The organism is Mesorhizobium sp. MC2-1-1, assembly GCF_057597255.1.
The window spans coordinates 3,237,905-3,258,321 of the sequence record NZ_CP195205.1 but is presented as its reverse complement, the minus strand read 5'-3'; the positions used below and the strand labels follow the sequence as shown (position 1 = coordinate 3,258,321).

The following is a 20,417-nucleotide window of genomic DNA, read 5'->3' as shown; positions in this document are numbered from 1 at the left end:
ACATCTCTGCTTGGAGAATGGCCAGCACCTATGTCAGGGTTCGGCGACTGAAACGCCGAACTCCGGGGCACCATGGCAATTCTGGCAGCCGTCCATCACCTGACACATTACAAATATGACCGGCCGGTGGCTCTCGGCCCCCAGGTGATCAGGCTGCAGCCGGCGCCGCATTCGCGCACCAAGGTGCTCAGCCATTCGCTGAAGGTCGAACCGGCAAACCACTTCGTCAACCTGCAGCAGGACCCCTACGGCAACTTCCTCGCCCGCTTCGTCTTCCCGGAGCCGGTCAACGAGCTCAAGATCGAAGTCGACCTCGTCGCCGACATGACGGTCTACAATCCGTTCGATTTCTTCGTCGAGGAGAGCGCCGAGACCTTTCCGTTCGATTATCCGGAAGAGATCAGGGAAGACCTCGCCATCTATCGCACGCCGGAACCAGCCGGGCCGCTGCTGTCCAAGTTCCTGGACAGCATCGACCGCAGGCCGGCAAACACCGTCAATTTCCTGGTCGATCTCAATGCAAGGCTGCAGCGCGAGATCGACTACATAGTGCGCATGGAGACAGGCGTCTATTCGCCGGAAGAGACGCTTGCCGCTGCCAAGGGCTCTTGCCGGGATTCGAGTTGGCTCCTGGTGCAGATCCTGCGTAACCTCGGCATCGCGGCACGCTTCGTCTCCGGATACCTGATTCAGCTCAAGCCCGACCTGGTCGCGCTCGATGGGCCGCCTGGAACAGCTGTCGACTTCACCGACCTGCATGCCTGGTGCGAGGTCTATATTCCCGGCGCCGGCTGGATCGGCTTCGACCCGACTTCCGGCCTGCTTACCGGTGAAAGTCATGTTCCGCTTGCCGCGACGCCGCATTTCCGCAATGCCGCGCCGATTTCCGGCATGGCAAGCTTCGCCAATGTCGATTTCAGCTTCGACATGCGCGTCGACCGGATCGCCGAACATCCGCGCATCACCAAGCCGTTCTCCGACGAAAGCTGGGAGGCGCTAGATCAACTGGGCGAAAAAGTCGACGCCGCGCTCAGAGACGGCGACGTGCGGCTCACCATGGGTGGCGAGCCGACCTTCGTGTCGGTCGACGATTTCGAGTCCGCCGAATGGAACACGGCGGCCGTCGGACCGACCAAGCGCGACAAGGCCGACCAACTGATCCGCCGGCTGCGCGAGCGCTTTGCGCCGGGCGGCTTCCTGCATTATGGCCAGGGCAAGTGGTATCCGGGGGAGAGCCTGCCGCGCTGGACCTTCTCGCTCTACTGGCGCACGGATGGAGAGCCGGTCTGGCGCGATCCGTCGCTGATCGCGCGCGAGAAGGGCAATGCCGCGGTGGGTCCCGAACAGGCCGAAAGCCTGCTCACGGCGATCGCCGGCGAGCTCGGCATCGACAGGACGATGGTCAACGAGGCCTATGAGGACCCGGCTGAGTGGTTGCTCAAGGAAGGCAAGCTGCCGGACAATGTCGATCCGTCCAATTCGAAGCTGGAAGACCCGGAAGAGCGCAGCCGCATGGCCCGCGTCTTCGAGCGCGGGCTGACCAAGCCGTCCGGCTATGTGCTGCCAGTGCAGCGCTGGAACAGTCAGGCCGCTGGCCAGCGCTGGCGCTCGGAGAAATGGAAGACGCGGCGCGGCCGCCTGTTCCTGGTGCCGGGCGACTCCCCGGTCGGCTATCGCCTGCCACTCGGCACATTGCCCTATGTTGCGCCGGCGCATTTCCCTTACATCGTGCCGGTCGATCCCTCTGTGCCGCGCGGCCCGCTGCCGGCGCGCGAGGCGATTTTGCCGGACGCTTCGCCGGGGACACTTGAGGGCGCGGATGAAATGGCGCACCGCCAGCAGGCGGTTTCTTTCACCGCCGCCACCGTCCAGCAGGACCGTGTCGAGCAGGAGATCACCGAGATCGGCGGCGCGGTGCGCACGGCGCTGACCGTCGAGCCGCGCGACGGCCGGCTATGCGTGTTCATGCCGCCGGTCGAGGCGCTGGAAGACTATCTCGAACTGGTGGCGGCGGCGGAGAATGCGGCCAAGGCCATTGGTGTGCCGGTGCATATCGAGGGCTATGCTCCGCCGCACGATCCGCGCCTCAACGTCATCCGCGTCGCGCCGGATCCGGGGGTCATCGAGGTCAACATCCACCCGGCCGCCAACTGGCAGGAATGCGTTGCCACCACCACGGCGATCTACGAGGAGGCAAGGCTATCGCGGCTCGGCGCCGACAAGTTCATGATCGACGGACGCCATACCGGCACGGGCGGCGGCAACCATGTCGTCGTCGGCGGTGCGACGCCGAACGACAGCCCGTTCCTGCGCAGGCCCGACCTGTTGAAGAGCCTGGTGCTGCAATGGCAGCGGCATCCGTCGCTATCCTACCTGTTTTCCGGCCTGTTCATCGGTCCGACCAGCCAGGCGCCGCGCTTCGACGAGGCGCGGCACGATTCGCTTTACGAGCTGGAGATCGCACTGGCGCAGGTGCCGCATCCGGATAAGGGTACGGCCCCTTTGCCGTGGCTGGTCGACCGGCTGTTCCGCAATCTCCTGACCGACGTGACCGGAAACACCCACCGCTCGGAAATCTGCATCGATAAATTGTTCTCGCCGGACGGGCCGACCGGCCGGCTCGGGCTGGTCGAGTTCCGCGGCTTCGAGATGCCGCCCAATGCGCGCATGAGCCTCGCGCAGCAATTGCTGGTCCGCGCGATCATCGCCCGGGCCTGGAAGAACCCGCTGGACGGCCGCTTCGTGCGTTGGGGCACGTCACTGCACGACCGCTTCATGCTCCCTCACTATGTCTGGACGGATTTCCTCGACGTGCTGGAGGATCTGAAGCTCAACGGTTTCGACTTCCGCCCCGACTGGTTCGCGGCACAGCTCGAATTCCGCTTTCCGTTCTGCGGCGAAGTACAGCATGCCGGCGTCAAGCTGGAGCTACGGCAGGCGCTGGAGCCCTGGCACGTGATGGGCGAGCAGGGCGCGATCGGCGGTACGGTTCGCTTCGTCGATTCTTCCGTGGAGCGGTTGCAGGTGCGAACCGAAGGCCTCAATCCGGAACGCCACGCCGTCGTCTGCAACGGCCGCGTCGTGCCGATGAAAGTCACCGACACCAGAGAGGTCGCGGTGGCGGGCGTGCGCTTCAAGGCCTGGCAGCCGGCGTCGGGCCTGCATCCGGCTCTACCGGTCAACACTCCGCTGGTATTCGACATCTATGACCGCTGGTCGGGCCGCTCGGTCGGCGGCTGCGTCTACCATGTCGCGCATCCCGGCGGGCGCAATTACGACACCTTCCCGATCAACGGCAACGAGGCCGAGGCCCGACGGCTTGCCCGGTTCGAGCCGCGCGGCCACACGCCGGGCGGCTATGTGTTGCGTGACGAAGAAGCTTCTGAAGAGTTCCCAATGACCCTTGACCTCAGGCGGCCGGCGAGACTCTGATCGACAATGGCCAAGGGGAATCACAAGCGGGCGAGCGGCGGGCCGCGGGCGCAGAGCCTGCTGGATCGCTACCGTCCGATCGCGGGCGTCGTCGACGAGATGGTCGACGAGTCGGGCAGCCCGCGTCCGGCCTGGCGTTCCTTCGTCGACGCGCTCGACCGTTTGGGCCCGGAGCGCCTTGGCCAGCGTTTTGCCCGTGCCGACCAGTATCTGCGCGACGCCGGCGTCTACTACCGGGTCTATGACAAAGCCGGCGCCAATGAACGGGAATGGCCGCTGGCCTATGTCCCGCTGCTGATCGAGGAAGCCGAATGGGCCCAAATCAGCGCCGGACTGGTTGAGCGCGCCGACCTGTTCGAAGCGATCCTGGCCGATATCTATGGGCCGAACCGGCTGATCGAGAAGGGCATCCTGCCTGCCGGACTGATCGCGGCGAGCCCGGAATATCTGCGCCCCATCGCCGGCGTCCGGCCGGCCAGCAGGTATTTCCTCCACATGGTTGCCTTTGAGCTCGGCCGCGGCCCGGATGGCCGCTGGTGGGTACTTGGCGACCGCACCCAGGCGCCGTCGGGTGCGGGCTTCGCCCTTGAAAATCGCGTCGCCACCACGCGCGCGCTGTCGGACATCTATGGCGAGATGCACGTGCATCGCCTCGCCGGCTTCTTCCGCCGCTTTCGCGACGCGCTGAACGGCATGGCGAAAGAATCCGGCGGGCGTGTCGCCATCCTGACGCCCGGCCCGCTCAACGAGACCTATTACGAGCACGCCTATATCGCGCGCTATCTCGGCATCATGCTGCTGGAGGGCGAGGACCTGACCGTCTCCGGCGGCAGGCTGATGGTTCGGACCGTTTCCGGCCTGATGCCTATCGGCGTCTTGTGGCGGCGGCTGGATGCGGCCTTCGCCGATCCGCTCGAGCTCAAGCCGGACTCGCAGATCGGCACGCCGGGACTGGTCGAGGCAATCCGGCAGGGTTCGGTATCGGCCGTCAACGCGCTCGGCTCCGGCCTTGTGGAGGCGCGGGCGCTGCTTTCCTTCCTGCCCATGATCGCGCGGGAACTGCAGGGCGAGGAGCTCAAACTGCCGAGCGTCGCCACGTGGTGGTGCGGGCAGCAGGGCGAGCGCGACCATGTGCTTGCCAATATCGACCGCATGGTCGTCGGCCCGGCGCTGTCGACCCGGCTCGCCTTCGAGGACGACGGCGCGACCCGGCTCGGATCGTCCCTTTCGGCGGGCGAGCGGGCCGAACTTGTCGCGCGCATCGAGGCGGACGGTGCCGGTTTCGTCGGCCAGGAGGCGGTGACGCTGTCGACCACGCCGGTGTTCGTCGGCGGCCGGCTGGAGCCGCGGCCCGCCAGCCTGCGCGTCTATCTGGCGCGAACACGGGAAGGCTGGACCGTCATGCCCGGCGGCTTCGCCCGCGTCGGCTTCTCGCTCGATCCGACGGCGATCGCCATGCAGCGCGGCGGCCAGGCGGCGGATGTCTGGGTGGTCAGCGACAGTCCGGTCGAGCGCGAGACGCTGCTGCCCCAGGAACATGAGAGTTTCACCCGCAGCATGCCGGGCAGCCTGCCCAGCCGCGCGGCGGAGAACCTGATGTGGCTCGGGCGCTATATCGAGCGTTCGGAAGACACGGTGCGCGTGCTGCGCGCCTATCATGTGCGGCTTGCCGAGACTTCCGATCCGGAAATGCCGCTCCTGGTCGATATCAGGCGTTATCTCGAGCCGTACGGCGTCGAAGTCGAAGCGCCGATACCGCCAGGGTTGATCGGCACCCTGGACAGCGCGGTCTACAGCGCCGGCCAGATCCGCGACCGCTTCTCGCCAGATGGCTGGCTGGCATTGAAGGATCTGTCGAAGACCATCCACAAGTTCGCGGAAACGGTTGCGCCCGGAGACGACGCGACGCGGGCGATGACGGTGATGCTGCGCAAGCTGGCCGGCTTTTCCGGCCTGCTGCACGAGAACATGTACCGTTTCACCGGCTGGCGTTTCCTCGAAATCGGCCGCAGGCTGGAACGCGGCATCCAGATTGCTCGCACGCTCAGCCGGCTGACGAGGAAAGAGGCGCCGGAGGGCGCGCTCGACATGATGCTGGAGATCGGCGACAGCGTTATGACCCATCGCAGGCAATATCCGGCGCAGGCCGGGCGGCGCACCGTTGTCGACCTGCTCGCGCTCGATCCGCTCAATCCCCGCTCCATCCTGTTCCAGCTCGAGCGGCTGAAGGCTGAGATCGGCATGCTGCCCTCGGTCGGCGGCGAGGGGCATATGTCGCCAGCCGCCAAGGAAATCCTGCAGCTCAACACGGCGATAGCCGTCATGGAGCCGTCGGACATGAGCGCCAAGGTGCTCGACGACTTCGCCGGCCAGATCGGCGACCTCTACAACAGTCTCGCCCGAGCCTATTTCGCTTAGATGCTATACGACATCAGACTCCATCTGCATTACGACTACGCAACCGCGGCCGGCGGCGGGCGTCACCAGGTGCGCGTGATGCCGCAGACGATCGGCGGCGTGCAGCGTGTGATCGCCGCCTCGCTGTCGTTCCAGCCGATGCCGGCGGAGCGCGCCGATTTTTCCGACTTCTTCGGCAACAACGTCACATCGATCGCCTTTCGTGAGGCGCATGAGACGCTCGACATCCGAATGAACGCGCGCGTCTCGGTTACGCGGCCCGAGCCGGGTCTCGATGTCTCGCCCGATATAGCAGGGCTGAGGTCGGAGCTAGATATGGTGCGCTCCCTGGCGCCCCTGGCGCCGCATCATTTCCTCGCCCCTAGCGATCACGCCGGCATTGATGCGGCGATCACCGCCTATGCGCATGACAGCCTGGCCTCTTCGGTTGTGGCGACCGCGGTCGATCTCTGCAACCGCATCCACCGCGATTTCGCTTATGACGGCAAGGCGACCACGGTGCAGACGCGGGCCAGCGACGCCTTCGCGATGAAGCGCGGGGTCTGCCAGGATTTCTCGCATATAATGATCGCCGGCCTGCGCGGACTTGGCATTCCGGCAGGGTATGTCAGCGGCTTCCTGCGCACCATTCCTCCGAAGGGCAAGCCCAGGCTAGAAGGCGCCGACGCAATGCACGCCTGGGTCAAGGCCTGGTGCGGACGCGATGCCGGCTGGCAGGAATTCGATCCGACCAACGGCATGCGGGCGAGCAACGACCATATCACCGTCGGTTACGGTCGCGACTATTCCGATGTAGCGCCGATCGTCGGCGTGTTGAAGACGACGGGCGGCCAGGTCGGCGAGCAGGCGGTCGACGTCATTCCAGTCGTTCTCGAGAAAGCGTGACGGCCACCCGGTCGCCCGATAAACGCTTCTCAAGCGCGATTGCCGTCGATATTCTGGGGATCGAACCGACGGGGGATTGCGGGCGTTTGCCCGTAACGGCGCGGAGACAGGATTGAAAGCAGTCAGCGTCATCATTCCAGCACACGATGCGGCCCGGACGATTGCCAGGACGCTCGCTTCGCTGGCCTCGGAGAAAGAGGTTATCGGCGAGGTGCTGCTGGTGGACGATTCGTCGTCCGACGCCACCGATGCCGTGGCCACGGAAGCGGCGTTGCGCCTTGCCTTGCCGTTGCGCGTCATAAAGTCGAACTGCCGCGACGTCGGCGGCGCCAGGAATCTGGCGTTGGAACAGGCCTGTTTTCCCTGGATTTATCTGATCGATGCCGACGACCTCCATCTGGAAGGCGGCCTGCGCATGATGCTGGCCACGGCCGCCGAGGCGCGATCGGGGATCGACATGGTGGTTGGCGCCTATCGCCGGTGTGTCGACGGGGAGGAGCGATCGACCAAGATGCCGGCCAGCTACACGGCAAGCGGACCGGCCAATGCCTGTGCCTATCTTGAAGGACGGATACGGTCGATCGCGGTCGGCAGCGCGCTGGTGTCGCGGCGGCTTGTCGGCGAAACAAGATTCGCGACCGGGCTAGCCTATGACGAGGATACTCTGTTCTGGGCGCGCGTGATGGCCAGGGCCTCGCTTGCGGTCGTAACGCAGCCGATATTCGTCTATTTGGTGTCGACGCAGCGCTCCGACGGTCGTTTTACGATCAGGCCTGCCGGGCGCTTTCTCGAATGGCGCCGGGCGCTGCGCGGGCTCCGTTCCTGCGGCATCTCGGAGCGATCCCTGAAGATCAGGGAAGGCCTCGTCGCCCTGAAGATCGCCCGCGTTCACTACGCGAGCGGCGATTTCGACATGGCGGCGAGATTCCTCGGCGTAGCCGAAGCCGCGCCACGGGCCGGCTCGGATATCTGGCGTTGCATACGCTACCGATTGAAGATCGCGCTGCGGCGCAGGTTCAGGGGGCCGGCCACCCTATTGCAACGCGCCTGATGGCCGGGAGGCCAGATCTCGCAGTCGTGGTGATCGGTTTCCGGAGCCCCGTCGGACTGGCCTCGGCGGTAAGGTCGTTGCTCGACCAGGCTGTCGCGCTTGAAATCGTGGTCGTGAATTCCGGCGGCGGCAACGCGAAGGCGCTTCTTGCCGACCACGGCATCGAGGTCAGGGTCATCGATGTCGAGGAGCGGTTGTTTGTCGGCGCCGCTCGTAATCGCGGCATCGCCGCCACGCAAGCGCCCTACGTAGCCTTCCTCGCCGATGATTGTCTTGCCCATCCGGGATGGGCGGAAGTCCGGCTGCGGCGGCACCATGAGGGTATCCCGGCGGTGGCGGGCGCGATGTTGAACAGTCACCCGCGCAATCTGATTGCCTGCGCGGCGCATCTCGTGACCTACATGCGACGCCTGCCCGGCCTTCCGGCAGAGAAGGCGCAGCGCTACGGCGTTTCTTTCGATCGCAAGCTGTTCGATCGATATGGGTCGTTCGACGAGCGGATGACGTCGGGAGAGGACACCGAATTCATGGCCAGGCTGCCGGCCGGCTTGCAGCCGGTCTGGGAACCGCGGGTTCTGACCATCCATCGCAACGAGACGAACCTGTTCGGGCTGCTCGCGGACCAGTATCGGCGCGGGCGCCGCTACGGCGCTTTTCTTCGATCCGTCGAGGCCGAGATGCCCGTGCGTCCGTTCCGGAAGGTGTTCCGGGATCGGCGCAATGTCGGCAAGCTGGCCAAGGAAGGGCTTTCCGGCAAGGAAAGGATTTTTGCAAGGCTGTCGCTGCCGATCGTATGGATGGCTTTGTTCGCCAAATCGCTGGGAGCGTCCGCCGGTGCCCGGCATGGCGACAGGACGGGCCGCCACCGATGATCACCGTCGAGATGAAGCCGCCGCGGCGTCGGCGCGGTCGATGGCTCTGGTCGCGGCGCAAGATCGTCGCCGTTTTCAGCTACCGCTACGATCAGCACCTCGTGCCCGACCTCATCGCAAACATCGCCCCTGTCGTCGATGGCTGGATCGCTTATGACGATCGCTCCTCGGACGAGGTTTTCAGCAGCGAGCCGCGCAGGCGGCGCGCGCTCATCGCCGCGGCCTTTGAGGCGGGCGCCGATTGGGTTCTGGCCATGGATCCCGACGAAAGGCTGGAAAACGCCGTCGCCGGCAGGATCGGCCGGCTCACCGGCGGGTCGACGCAAGTCGCCTGGGGGTTCCGCTGCCGGGAGATGTATACGCCGGCCAGCTACAGGATCGACGGAACCTGGGGCCACAAGATGCAGCACAGGCTTTTCGGCGCCTACCACCCCGACCGCTATCGATCGAAGGATCTGCACGGCGCCTGGTTTCCCGACGATATCGGCTTCAGGCTCAAGGACAGCGGCCTCAACCTCTATCATCTGAAAATGATCGAGCCCAAGCGGCGCGCGTCGCGTCGCGACCTCTACAATCGTCTCGATCCGGATCGCCGCCTGCAGGAGATCGGCTACGACTATCTGGCTGACGAGACGGGAATGACCCTCGAGACGGTGCCGGCCGGGCGAGAGTACTTCCCCGCCCATGCCGACGACGGGGGGCTCTGGATGGCGGATTTATCCGCCGGTCAGGCAGGCTGAAAGCTCGTTCGGAACAAGTCCTTGGCGCGCGGCTTTATCTACGGATAATTTCGCGGAGCCTGCATGTATGTTGCAGCATTCACAAACGTCATCGGACCGTTCCGAACGGCACGATGGAAATCGTAGGAACGGTGATCGCAACTCGGCGGAGGCCACGTCGCTCAACTATGTAAGCGATGCTGACCCCGGCATCCGCAGGTTGAGTAAAGGGACGGGATTCTCCTATCTTGCACGCAGCGGCAGAGCTGTCGACGAAACGACGCTTGCCCGCATCAAATCGATCGTCATTCCGCCGGCCTGGACGGATGTATGGATCTCGCCCGATCCAGACGGCCACATCCAGGCAACCGGCCGGGATCAGCGCGGTCGCAAACAATATCGCTACCACCCGCAATGGACCGAGGAACGCGACGGCGTCAAATATTCAAGCCTCGTCGCCTTTGCGGAAAGCCTGCCTGCTCTGAGGCGGCAGATCGATGGCGATCTGCGCCGGCACGGGCTGCCTCTGGAGCGCGTCGTCGCGTCGGTGGTCTGGTTGCTCGACAACACCATGATCCGCATTGGCAACGCGGCCTATGCGCGCGACAATAAGAGCTTCGGATTGACCACGCTGCGCGACCGCCATGTCGAGATCACCGGATCCAGCCTGCGCTTCGCCTTCAAGGGCAAGTCGGGCAAGGAATGGAAGCTGAAGCTGGTCGATCGCCGCATCGCCAAGGTGGTGCGCGGCGCCCAGGATCTGCCCGGCCAGAAATTGTTCCAATATCTCGATGAAGATGGCAACAGACGGCCCGTGCGCTCGGAGGACGTCAACCGCTATATTCGCGAGGCTTCGGGCTCCGATTTCAGCTCAAAGCATTTCCGCACCTGGGGCGGCACGATCCATGCGGCGTCGCTGTTTGCGGGAACCGAGCTGCCGGAAAGCAAGGCACAGCAAAAACGTGTGATCAACAGCGTCGTCGACAAGGTCGCCGAGCGGCTGGGCAACACACGGGCGGTCTGCCGCAAATGCTATATCCATCCACTGGTGTTCGAGGCGTGGGCCGAAGGGCGTCTGCTTGACGAGATGGCCGCGGCCAACAAGCGCAAACGGCTGATATCCGGTCTCGACGAGGAAGAAACGCTGGTGCTGAGATGGCTGCAGGCGCGCGGCGCCTGATGCCAGGGCGGGACGGGGCGCCAAGTCCCTGATCGCCGTCATATTTTTTTATCGACCTTGTGTCGGGAAGGGCCCTAGTGTCGCGTCCTTTGATACGGAAAGGACCTGCCATGCTCTACGCCATCCTCTGCTACGCCTCCGAAGACGTTGTTTGCTCATGGAGCAAGGAACAGGACGACGAGGTCATGGCAAAGCTTCTCGACGTGCAGGACAGATACGCCAAGGCCGGTCGGCTCGGGCCGGTGGCGCGCCTTTTGCCCACGACGGCGGCCACGACGCTGCGAAAGGTCAAGGGAGAGTCGATCGTGCTCGATGGGCCGTTTGCCGAGACCAAGGAACAATTCCTCGGCTTCTACACGATCGAATGCAAAGACCTCGACGAAGCCGTCGAATTCGCGCGGGAGCTTTCCGAGGTCAATCCCAGCGGCGGCTCTTACGAGATCCGGCCGGTCTCGGTCTTCAATCCCACAAAGGTCGCGGTATGACGGACCTTGCCTGGATAAGCACGGCGATCAGCAACGCCCGCCCGCAAGCGATGGGCGCGCTGCTGCGCTACTTCCGCGACCTCGACGCCGCGGAAGAGGCTTTCCAGGATGCGTGCCTGAGGGCGCTCAAGAACTGGCCGAAGAACGGGCCGCCGCGCGATCCGGCGGCCTGGCTGATTTTCGTCGGCCGCAACAGCGGCATCGACGCCGTGCGCAAACGCGCCAAACAGGCGCCGATGCCGGAAGAGGATCAGATCTCCGACCTTGGGGACGCCGAGAGCGACATCGCCGAGCGGCTCGACGGCGCGCATTACCGCGACGACATCCTGCGGCTCCTGTTTATCTGCTGCCATCCCGACCTGCCGGCCACCCAGCAGATCGCCGTGGCGCTGCGCATCGTCTCCGGCCTGACCGTCAAGCAGATCGCGCGCGCCTTCCTGGTCGGCGAGAGCGCCATGGAGCAGCGCATCACCCGCGCCAAGGCGCGCATCGCCGATGCCGGCGTGCCGTTCGAGACGCCCGGCGCGGTCGAGCGCTCGGAACGGCTGGCCGCTGTCGCCGCCATGGTCTATCTGATCTTCAACGAAGGCTATTCGACCAATGGCGGCGAGGCGCCGGCCCGCGCGCCGCTGTGCGAAGAGGCGATCCGGCTCGCCCGGCTGCTGCTCAGGCTTTTCCAGGCCGAGCCGGAGATCATGGGGCTGACCGCGCTGCTTCTGCTGCAGCATGCGCGGGCGCCGGCACGGTTCGACGATAATGGCGAGATCGTGCTGCTCGAGGATCAGGATCGCTCGCTTTGGAGCAGCAAGATGATCGACGAGGGCCTGGCGCTGGTCGACAAGGCGTTGCGCCACCGCAAACCCGGCCCCTATCAGGTGCAGGCGGCGATTGCTGCGCTGCATGCGCGCGCGGCGACGGCCGCGGATACGGACTGGACCGAAATCGACTTGCTCTACGGCCTGCTGGAGCAGATGCAGCCTTCGCCGGTGGTGACGCTGAACCGCGCGGTCGCGGTCAGCAAGGTGAAGGGCCCGGACGCGGCGCTTGCCATGATCGAACCACTGGAAGAGCGGCTCTCGGGCTATTTCCATTTCTTCGGTCTCAGGGGTGGGCTGCTGATGCAGCTTGGCCGCAACGAGGAGGCGCGTGTCGCCTTCGACCGCGCGATCGCCTTGGCCAACACCGCCGCCGAGGCGGCGCATATCCGCATGCATATCGATCGGCTGATCAAGGAGAGCGACCAGAAGTCGTCGGTCCAGAAAGCCCGCTGATTGCGATTCCCATTGTCTGGCCCAATTTCGCAGCTTGGCCTTAGACCATGCCGGGGTGGCGGTTTTTCCCCGAAACGAGTAATGCCTCGCCATCAAGGCGCCCACGGCTCGTCCAAGAGACGGCGCATGGCTCCATTCCTGCCCATGCGAGGCAGCACCTGAAAGGGACAAAAAATGACGTTAGCGAAGGAAACGGCCGCTCTTCTCGAGGAACTGGGCGTCGCCAAGGACGCACTTGTCGGAGGCGACCTCGTCGTGCGCAGCCCGGTGACGGGCGAACAGATCGCGGCGCTGAGGTCGATCTCGGCCGCCGATGCCGGCAAGGCCATCGATGCCGCGCACAAGGCGTTCCAGGCCTGGCGGCTGGTGCCGGGGCCGAAGCGGGGCGAACTCGTGCGGCTGCTCGGCGAGGAATTGCGCGCGCATAAGGCGGAGCTCGGCCGGCTTGTATCGATCGAAGTCGGCAAGATTCCGTCCGAGGGGCTGGGTGAGGTCCAGGAGATGATCGACATTTGCGATTTCGCCGTCGGCCTCTCGCGGCAACTCTATGGCCTCACCATCGCCACCGAGCGTCCCGGTCATCGCATGATGGAGACCTGGCACCCTCTTGGGGTGGTCGGTGTCATCTCGGCCTTCAACTTCCCGGTCGCGGTGTGGTCGTGGAACGCGGCGCTCGCCTTCGTCTGCGGCGATGCGGTGGTGTGGAAGCCCTCGGAGAAGACGCCGCTGACGGCGCTTGCCTGCGAGGCGATCTTCAAGCGCGCCGCGGAGCGTTTCGGCGCTCACGCGCCGGCAGGGCTGCTGCAGGTGCTGATCGGCGACCGTGTCGCCGGCGAGGTACTGGTCGACCACCCGAAGGTGCCGCTGGTTTCGGCCACCGGCTCGACCCGCATGGGCCGCGAGGTTGGCCCCAGGCTTGCCAAGCGTTTTGCGCGCGCCGTGCTGGAGCTCGGCGGCAACAATGCCGGCATCGTCACGCCGACCGCCGATCTCGACATGGCGCTGAGAGCCATCGCCTTCGGCGCCATGGGCACGGCCGGCCAGCGCTGCACCACGCTCAGGCGCCTGTTCGTGCATGATAGCGTCTGTGACGCGCTCTTGCCGCGGCTGAAGAAGGCCTATCAGAGCGTTTCGGTCGGCAATCCACTGGAAGGCAAGGCGCTGGTCGGCCCGCTGATCGACAAGGCCGCCTTCGACAACATGCAGAAAGCGCTGAAGGAAGCGCAGGCGCGTGGCGGCAAGGTGACCGGCGGTGCGCGACTGGAGAACGGCCATCCTGACGCCTATTACGTGCATCCGGCGCTGGTCGAGATGCCCGCCCAGGTCTCGCCGGTGACGGAAGAGACCTTCGCGCCGATCCTCTACGTGATGAGATACACAGACTTCGACGAGGCGCTCGAGCTGCACAACGCGGTCGGCGCCGGCCTGTCGTCGTCGATCTTCACCCGAGACCTGCAGGAATCGGAGCGCTTCCTCGGCGTCGACGGTTCGGACTGCGGCATCGCCAACGTCAATATCGGCACGTCGGGCGCCGAGATCGGCGGGGCGTTCGGCGGCGAGAAGGAGACGGGCGGCGGCCGCGAGAGCGGCTCGGATGCCTGGAAGGCCTATATGCGCCGCGCCACCAACACGGTGAACTTCTCCAAGGCGCTGCCGCTCGCGCAGGGCGTGTCCTTCGACATCGATTGAATCGAAACGGCGCCGCTTGGGCGGCGCCGTCTTCAGCTCACATAGAGACGGGTTAGTTGACGCAGGTTGACTGCGTGCAGACAGCCGTGACGCTGGACAGTTTCTGACGCCTGTTCAACATCGGTTCTCGAAGGTCTTCTTCAAAGCTACCCCATGCGCGATGTTGCCTTGGCGCGTGGTGTGCCGCGTGTACAGCCATCTCGGTATGATGGGATCCGCCGAGCGGGGGATATCGCTCAGAAGGCCTTGCCGGTCCCCGGGTCGAACAGGCGAAGCGCGTCCGCGTCGAAGACAAACGCGCAAGACTGACCCTTGGCAACGTGGGCTTGCGGCGGCAAGGTAGCCGTCAGCCTTTGCGCGCCGATCCGGGCGGTGATGACCTGTTCAGGGCCAGTCAATTCGACGACGTCGATTTCGACCGGCAGCGACAATTCCGCACCGCTGCCCGACCCGAGGCGCAGCGCTTCCGGCCTGATGCCGACCATAACCGAAGCCCCGTCGCGGGCTGCATCGACGTAGCGTTCCGGCAGCGCCAGCCTCGCTTGCGTGCCGGCGATGGCGAGCTTGCCGTCCTGGGCAACTGCTTCCAGCATGTTCATCGCCGGCGCGCCGACGAAGCCCGCGACATAGAGGGTCGCCGGGTGGTTGTAGATCTCCTGCGGCGTGCCGAGCTGTTCGATGCGACCGTCGCGCATGACGGCGATGCGCGTCGCCAGCGTCATCGCCTCGATCTGGTCATGGGTGACGTAGACGACCGTGGTGCGGAGCATCTCGTGCAGGCGCTTCAGTTCGGTGCGCATTTCGAGGCGCAGCTTGGCATCGAGATTGGAGAGGGGTTCATCGAACAGGAAGACCTGCGGCTTGCGCACCAGCGCCCTTCCAATGGCGACGCGCTGGCGCTGGCCGCCAGACAACTGACCAGGCTTGCGGTCGAGCAGGTTCTCGATCTGCAAGAGCCTTGCCGTATCGCGCACCGCCCTGTCGCGCTCGGCGGCGGGAACCTTACGCATCTCGAGGCCGAAGCCGATGTTGCGGCTGACTGTGAGGTTTGGATAGAGCGCGTAGGATTGGAAGACCATGGCGATGTCGCGGTTCTTCGGATGCACGCCAAGCACTGACCGGCCGCCGATCAGCACGTCGCCGCTGGTTGCCTCCGCGAGACCGGCGATGATGTTGAGCAAGGTGGACTTGCCGCAGCCCGAAGAGCCGAGCAGCACGAGGAACTCACCGTTCTCGAGTGCGATGTCGATGCCTTTGAGCGTCTCGACGCCGCCGTAATTCTTGCGGACATCGCGGATTTCAAGCGCGCTCATGGACGGCATCCTCGAATTGGATCGGCCCGCCATAGTCGCGGGGCGAGGTTGAGATGGCGTGCGACGCCACCCGGATGGCGGCCGACAGACAGTCCTCCTGCGACCGGCCCTGCGCCAGCGCAGCCAGGAAGGCGGCGTTGAAGACATCGCCGGCGCCGATCGTGTCGATGACGGCGACGCGTGGCGCCAGCGCCTCAATGAGCTCGCCGCCGGCGCCGATGGCGATCGCGCCCTCCGGTCCGCGCTTGACGACCACTGTCGCCCCGCCCTTCATGCCGTCGCGGATCTTGCGCGCCGCCTCCGCGGGACTTGCGAGGCCGGCCAGCGTGGTCGTCTCGACTTCGTTGAACAGGGCCAGTTCGCAGCGCGACAGCCAGCCGCGCGCGGCAGTGCAATTCGCATGCGTCCAACCGTCGATCGGCCAGCCTGTGTCGAGCGCGATGGCAATGCCATGCGCTTCGGCCCAGTCGAAAAAAGCCTCGTAGTCGCGCGTCAGGTCGTCGGTGAGGAAACAGCCGCAGAGCAGCGCGTAGCCACCAGCAAGCCGTTCCCCGTCGAGCACCGAGAGCACGTCGGCCAGGCTAAAGCGGGGCAGGTGGCCGCGCGTAGTGAAGAAGGTGCGCTCGCCATCGGGATGGGTCATCCCGACCGACAATGTCGTGCCTTCTGGACGAACCGGCCAGTTGGCCGCACGCGCGCCAAACGCTTCGCGCAGCCAGCGGCCGAACTGGTCGTCACCGATATTGGCGGCAATCTCGAAGTCGATGCCCAGCGCCTGCCAGGCAAGCGCGGTGTTGCCGGCCTGGCCGCCGACACGCAGGTCGTCATGATCGACGACGGTCTCGGTGCCGGCCTTTGGCCAGGGCGCGACCGGACCGACGATCAGGTCGACATTGACGTTGCCGATCACGGCGAGCGGCCGCATCATTCGCTCCGCGTGATCTTGGTGGTGCGCACCGGCGTTCCGGCATTCTCGACGCGGGAATCGGCGAAGGCGATCATCAGTCGTTGCGCCACGGGCAGCATGGCAAAGATCGCTGCCAGTCCGAAGGCAGGCTTGAAACTCAACGTTTCGGCGCCCGCGACCGGCGGCATGCCCGAGGCGTCGAAGACGATCAGCGGCGCGCCGGCTTCGAGGACGGACAGCGCCATGGCGGTGACGAGGTCGGCGGTCGGGTCGTCGCCGCGGAAAAGCACGACGCCGATCTTCGGGCTGAGCATCTCCATCGGCCCATGGCGAAGCTGGCCGCCTTCGAGGGAAAAGCAAGGCAGGCGCGACAGTTCGGTAAGGCCGAGCGCCAACGCTTCGGCCACGCCTTGAAGGCTGCGGGCGGACGTGACCACGGTCGCCACATTGTCGAGCGCCGCAAGCGCTGCATCGATCGCAACCGCCTCCGGCGCCTTCAGCGCGGCGAGCGCAACGGCGGCATCCTCGCCCAGCGCGGCCAGGATGGCGAGATGCAGGGCAAAGGTCACGGTCAGGCTGCGGGTCGCGGCAAAGGCGAGCTCGGTGCCGCCGGCGCCGACGAGGCAAGGAACCGTGCGGCCGAGGAACGAGCCTGCCTCCAGCGTCAGGCCGAAGGTTTCGGCGTGATCGCCGGTCTCGGCGAACCAGCGCAACACCTCGGCGCTTTCGCCGGATTGCGAGGTGACGATCACGGTCTTGCCGGCAAGCGGCAGCGGCTGGCCGAGCTGCTCGGAAAGCGGCAGCGCGATGGCATCGATGCCGTGCGCGCGATAGAGCGGCTCGACGGCGCGGGCGACGGCATGCGAGGCGCCCATGCCGAGCAGGACAAGACGGCCGTTCTTCCTGATCGAGGCGGCGACCTTGGCGGCTGCTTCGCCATTGTTCTCGAACGAGGCGAGCGCATCCTCATGCTGGCGCGCCATCTCACGGTCGATCGCGAGGAGGCCGGAGGGTCGAGGTCTTTCAGCAGTCATCATTATCCTTTCACGCCGCCGCTGGTGAGTCCCGAGATCAGCGCGCGTTGCATGACGAGGCCGATCAGCACCGGCGGCAAGGCTGCGAGAACGCCGGCGGTGGCGATAAGTCCGTAGTCGGAGACGCGGCCGCCGGCGAGATCGGCGATGGCGACCGTCAGCGTCTTTGCCCGTTGGTCCGAGGTGAAGAGCAGGGCGTAGAAGAATTCGTCCCATGCAAGCAGCACGGCAAACAGCGCCGATGTCGCCACGACTGGCGCCGCCAGAGGCAGGGTGATGATGCGCCAGGTCTGGAACAAGCCGGCGCCGTCGATCATGGCCGCGGCCTCGATCTCGCGCGGAATGGAATCGAAACCCGATTTCATCAGCCAGGTGGTGAAGGGCGCCAGGATCGTCAGATAGATCAGCGCCAGGCCGAAGACATTGTTGAGCAGGCCGAGCCAGGACAGGCCCATGTAAAGGGGCACGGAGAGCGCCACCGGCGGCAGCATGTAGGTGGCGATCACCATCGAGAGCGACCACCCCACCGAAGGCGTGCGCGAGACGGCCCAGCCGGCCGGCACAGCAAGGACAACAGCGGCGAGCGTCGCCATGCCGGCGACCTCCAGGCTGTTGCGTAGCGAGGCGGTGAAGGCAGCGCCGGCGCTGTTTTCGGCCGTCGACAGGAGCTGCGCGTAGCGGGAGAAGTCGGCCGCCTGCGGCCACCAGCGCAGCGGCTTGGAGGCAAGGTCAGCGGCCGGAGATATGCTCATGACGAAGAGCCAGGCGAGGGGCGCCAGGATCACGGCCGCGAGCAGGAGGGCGCAGACATAAACGAAAGCGGTGAAGAGCGGGGTCTTGCGTTCCATCAGGTCGCGCTCCCTGCGGTCTTCCTGACCAGCGCAGCGTAAGCGACGGCGAGAACGGTCACCAGCAAGGTGACGATGAGCGCCAGCGAAGCGCCGGAGCCGGCGCGCTGGAAGGAGAAAGCCTCTTGGTAGACGAGGATCGACAGCGAGCGCGTGCTGTTTGCGGGACCGCCGCGCGTCATCACCCAGATGATGTCGAAGACCTTGAAGGCCTCGATGGTTCGCAGCACCAGCGCAACCATCAGCGGTCCGGCGAGATAGGGCAGGATGACAAAACGAAAGCGGTTGAACGGGCCGGCGCCGTCGACGAGCGCGGCGGCAGTGATGTCGCGCGGCACCGCTTGCAAGGCGGCAAGCGCGATGAGCGCAACAAGCGGAAAATTCTTCCAGCAATCGGCGACGATCAGCGCCGCCAGCGCGGTGCCCGGCTCGCCCAGCCAGGAGCGATAGTCGTCGATGAGATGGAGTTGCGTCAGCGCCGCGTTCAGCGCGCCATATTCGGGATTATAGATCAGCCGCCAGAGCGTCGCGTTGACGACGGTAGGCAGCGCCCAGGGGAGGATCATCAACCCGCGCAGCACAGCGCGGCCGCGGAACTCCTGGTTGAGCAGTAGTGCCGCAAGAACGCCAAGCACCATCTCGGCGGCGACCGAGACGACCGCGAACCGGGTGGTGGTCGAGAGCGTGCGGGTGAAGTTCGAACTCGTCAACATCCTGCTGTAGTTGTCGAAGCCGACGTAATTGCCAGCCGTGCCGACCAACTGGGCGTCGGTGAAGGAGAGCCTGACCGTATCGACCAACGGCCAGCCGATGACGGCGACCATGATCACCAGAAGTGGCAGCATCAACAGCCACGCGCGAGTCGTCATCCAGGTGCCTGACATGCAAGGCGCCTCTCTTCCTTCATCCGGAAAGAAATAGCACGGGCGGCGCTCGTGGATGAGGCCGCCCGCCCGTCGGGGAACGCCAGATCAGAGGCCGCTGTTTTCCGCGGCGGTCTTGAGCGCGTCTTCCGGCGTCGTCTGGCCGAGCAATGATTCCTGGATGGCCTGCTGCAGCGCCGTCGACAGCTGCTGGTATTTCGGCGTGGTCGGGCGCGGATACATCGCGGCGAGACCGAGCTTGGCGGCGGCGATCAGTTCTTCCTGGCCCTTGGTGACGGCCGGATCGTCATAGGACGAGGCCCAGATCGGCAGTGAGAGCTTGGCGTACTGGTTCTGCGTCGCCTGCGAGGTCATGAACTCGATGTATTTCCAGGCTTCGTCCTGGTGCTTCGACACCGCCGTGACGCCGAGGCCCATCGAGCCGTTCACGGCCGAGACCTCGCTGGTGCCGGCTACGCCCGGCGCCGGCACGACGCCGACCTTGCCGGCGACCTTCGAGTCCTTGGGATCGTTGGCCATATTGTACATATAGGTCCAGTTCAGCGCGAAAGCGGCATCGCCGTTCTCGAACACCTTGCGGACGTCCTCTTCCAGAAATTCCTTGGAGTTCGGGTTGGTGAGTCCCGACTTGTAGCTGTCGACCATGTATTTCAGCGCCGACACGCCGCCGCCGTTCTGGAAGTCGGGCTTTCCGTCCTTGAGGAAGTCGCCGCCATAGGCGCTGACCAGGGTGGTATAGTCACAAACGGCGGCCTCGGCCTGCGACCAGCTCCAGGCGATGGGTGTCTTCAGCAGACCCTTGTCCTGGATGATCTTGGCCTGCTGGCCGAGTTCTTCCCAGGTCTTCGGCGGCGCCTTGATGCCGGCCTTTTCCAAGATCTCCTTGTTGTAGAACAGGTACTTGGTGTCGAGGATCCAAGGCATGCCGTAGTACTTGCCGTCATACTGGACCGTGGTCCAGGCACCCGGCAGCACGCCCTTCTTCATGTCGTCGGTGATCTTCGAAGATACGTCGACCAGCACCTTGTTGGTCGCGTATTCGGCCGGCCAAATCACATCGAACAGCACCACGTCATAGCCGCCGCCGGAACCTTGCGCGAGCACGGTCTTGTCGTGCAGGCCTTCATAGGGAACGAATTCGAGATTGACCTTGATGTCCGGATTGGCCTTGGTGAAAGCTTCCGTCATGGAGCGCACGTCGGCTTCGCTATAAGCGGCCTGGGCCATGAACAGCGCGTTCAGCGTGGTTTCGGCGAAGGCGTGGGGGACGAACAGCCCGCCAAGGAAGACCGCGCCCAGAAGTGTCTTACCGATCGATTTCAGCATTTGTCTTTCTCCCATTTCGATAGCTGCGAGTGGGCGGCGAGCCGCTTCCTCGGATTCGCTTCGCGTGACCGGATCCGTTCCCAACGGCGGACGGCGAAGCCCA

Annotated in this window: 16 protein-coding genes; 10 read left to right on the top strand and 6 right to left on the bottom strand. The window is 65.1% G+C overall.

Translation table 11 applies throughout. The features are described from left to right. Positions 1 to 72 precede the first annotated feature (72 nt). From ACR64R_RS16145 to amaB, 10 genes are all read left to right on the top strand, one after another. Entirely contained in the window at positions 73 to 3,432 is a 3,360-nt protein-coding gene (locus ACR64R_RS16145; RefSeq protein ID WP_487357342.1) for a transglutaminase family protein, read from the top strand. Positions 3,433 to 3,438: 6 nt separating this feature from the next. Beyond that, complete coding sequence (locus ACR64R_RS16140; protein WP_487357341.1) at positions 3,439 to 5,850, top strand: circularly permuted type 2 ATP-grasp protein; 2,412 nt, start codon at positions 3,439 to 3,441, stop codon at positions 5,848 to 5,850. Further along, positions 5,851 to 6,735: a transglutaminase family protein gene (locus tag ACR64R_RS16135; protein ID WP_487357340.1), complete on the top strand. Its 885-nt coding sequence runs from the start codon at positions 5,851 to 5,853 to the stop codon at positions 6,733 to 6,735. A 112-nt stretch (positions 6,736 to 6,847) separates the two neighbouring features. Next, the gene (locus tag ACR64R_RS16130) at positions 6,848 to 7,786 is read left to right on the top strand and encodes a glycosyltransferase family 2 protein (RefSeq protein WP_487357339.1); all 939 of its coding nucleotides are present in this window, start codon (positions 6,848 to 6,850) and stop codon (positions 7,784 to 7,786) included. Further along, the gene (locus tag ACR64R_RS16125) at positions 7,786 to 8,658 is read left to right on the top strand and encodes a glycosyltransferase family 2 protein (RefSeq protein WP_487357338.1); all 873 of its coding nucleotides are present in this window, start codon (positions 7,786 to 7,788) and stop codon (positions 8,656 to 8,658) included. Before ACR64R_RS16130 ends, ACR64R_RS16125 begins: the two co-directional genes overlap by 1 nt. Further along, positions 8,655 to 9,398 (top strand): hypothetical protein, encoded by a 744-nt coding sequence (locus ACR64R_RS16120; RefSeq protein ID WP_487357337.1) that lies wholly within the window; start codon positions 8,655 to 8,657, stop codon positions 9,396 to 9,398. Before ACR64R_RS16125 ends, ACR64R_RS16120 begins: the two co-directional genes overlap by 4 nt. Positions 9,399 to 9,465: 67 nt before the next feature. Further along, a complete protein-coding gene (locus tag ACR64R_RS16115; RefSeq protein ID WP_487357336.1) occupies positions 9,466 to 10,557 on the top strand; it encodes a DNA topoisomerase IB in 1,092 nt (363 codons plus the stop codon). Between the two features lie 110 nt (positions 10,558 to 10,667). Then, on the top strand, positions 10,668 to 11,042 hold the full coding sequence (locus ACR64R_RS16110) for a YciI family protein (RefSeq protein WP_487357335.1): 375 nt from the start codon (positions 10,668 to 10,670) through the stop codon (positions 11,040 to 11,042). Beyond that, positions 11,039 to 12,313, top strand: a complete 1,275-nt coding sequence (locus ACR64R_RS16105; RefSeq protein ID WP_487357334.1) for an RNA polymerase sigma factor — start codon at positions 11,039 to 11,041, stop codon at positions 12,311 to 12,313. The genes ACR64R_RS16110 and ACR64R_RS16105 overlap by 4 nt, the downstream gene beginning before the upstream one ends. 174 nt (positions 12,314 to 12,487) lie before the next feature. Then, positions 12,488 to 14,002, top strand: coding sequence for an L-piperidine-6-carboxylate dehydrogenase (gene amaB, locus ACR64R_RS16100; protein ID WP_487357333.1), 1,515 nt, complete (start codon positions 12,488 to 12,490; stop codon positions 14,000 to 14,002). Between the two features lie 236 nt (positions 14,003 to 14,238). Here amaB and ACR64R_RS16095 read toward each other — a convergent pair whose 3' ends face one another. The 6 genes from ACR64R_RS16095 to ACR64R_RS16070 all read right to left on the bottom strand — a co-directional run bounded on the left by ACR64R_RS16095 (position 14,239) and on the right by ACR64R_RS16070 (position 20,314). Next, positions 14,239 to 15,315: an ABC transporter ATP-binding protein gene (locus tag ACR64R_RS16095; RefSeq protein WP_487357332.1), complete on the bottom strand. Its 1,077-nt coding sequence runs from the start codon at positions 15,313 to 15,315 to the stop codon at positions 14,239 to 14,241. Then, positions 15,302 to 16,240: a PfkB family carbohydrate kinase gene (locus tag ACR64R_RS16090; protein ID WP_487357331.1), complete on the bottom strand. Its 939-nt coding sequence runs from the start codon at positions 16,238 to 16,240 to the stop codon at positions 15,302 to 15,304. The genes ACR64R_RS16095 and ACR64R_RS16090 overlap by 14 nt, the downstream gene beginning before the upstream one ends. Beyond that, the gene (locus tag ACR64R_RS16085; RefSeq protein WP_487357330.1) at positions 16,240 to 17,256 is read right to left on the bottom strand and encodes an SIS domain-containing protein; all 1,017 of its coding nucleotides are present in this window, start codon (positions 17,254 to 17,256) and stop codon (positions 16,240 to 16,242) included. Before ACR64R_RS16085 ends, ACR64R_RS16090 begins: the two co-directional genes overlap by 1 nt. 2 nt (positions 17,257 to 17,258) lie before the next feature. Next, a complete protein-coding gene (locus ACR64R_RS16080; protein WP_487357329.1) occupies positions 17,259 to 18,104 on the bottom strand; it encodes a carbohydrate ABC transporter permease in 846 nt (281 codons plus the stop codon). Further along, complete coding sequence (locus tag ACR64R_RS16075; RefSeq protein WP_487357328.1) at positions 18,104 to 18,988, bottom strand: carbohydrate ABC transporter permease; 885 nt, start codon at positions 18,986 to 18,988, stop codon at positions 18,104 to 18,106. Before ACR64R_RS16075 ends, ACR64R_RS16080 begins: the two co-directional genes overlap by 1 nt. An 87-nt stretch (positions 18,989 to 19,075) precedes the next feature. Next, positions 19,076 to 20,314, bottom strand: a complete 1,239-nt coding sequence (locus ACR64R_RS16070) for an extracellular solute-binding protein (RefSeq protein WP_487357327.1) — start codon at positions 20,312 to 20,314, stop codon at positions 19,076 to 19,078. Between the last annotated feature and the right edge of the window lie 103 nt (positions 20,315 to 20,417).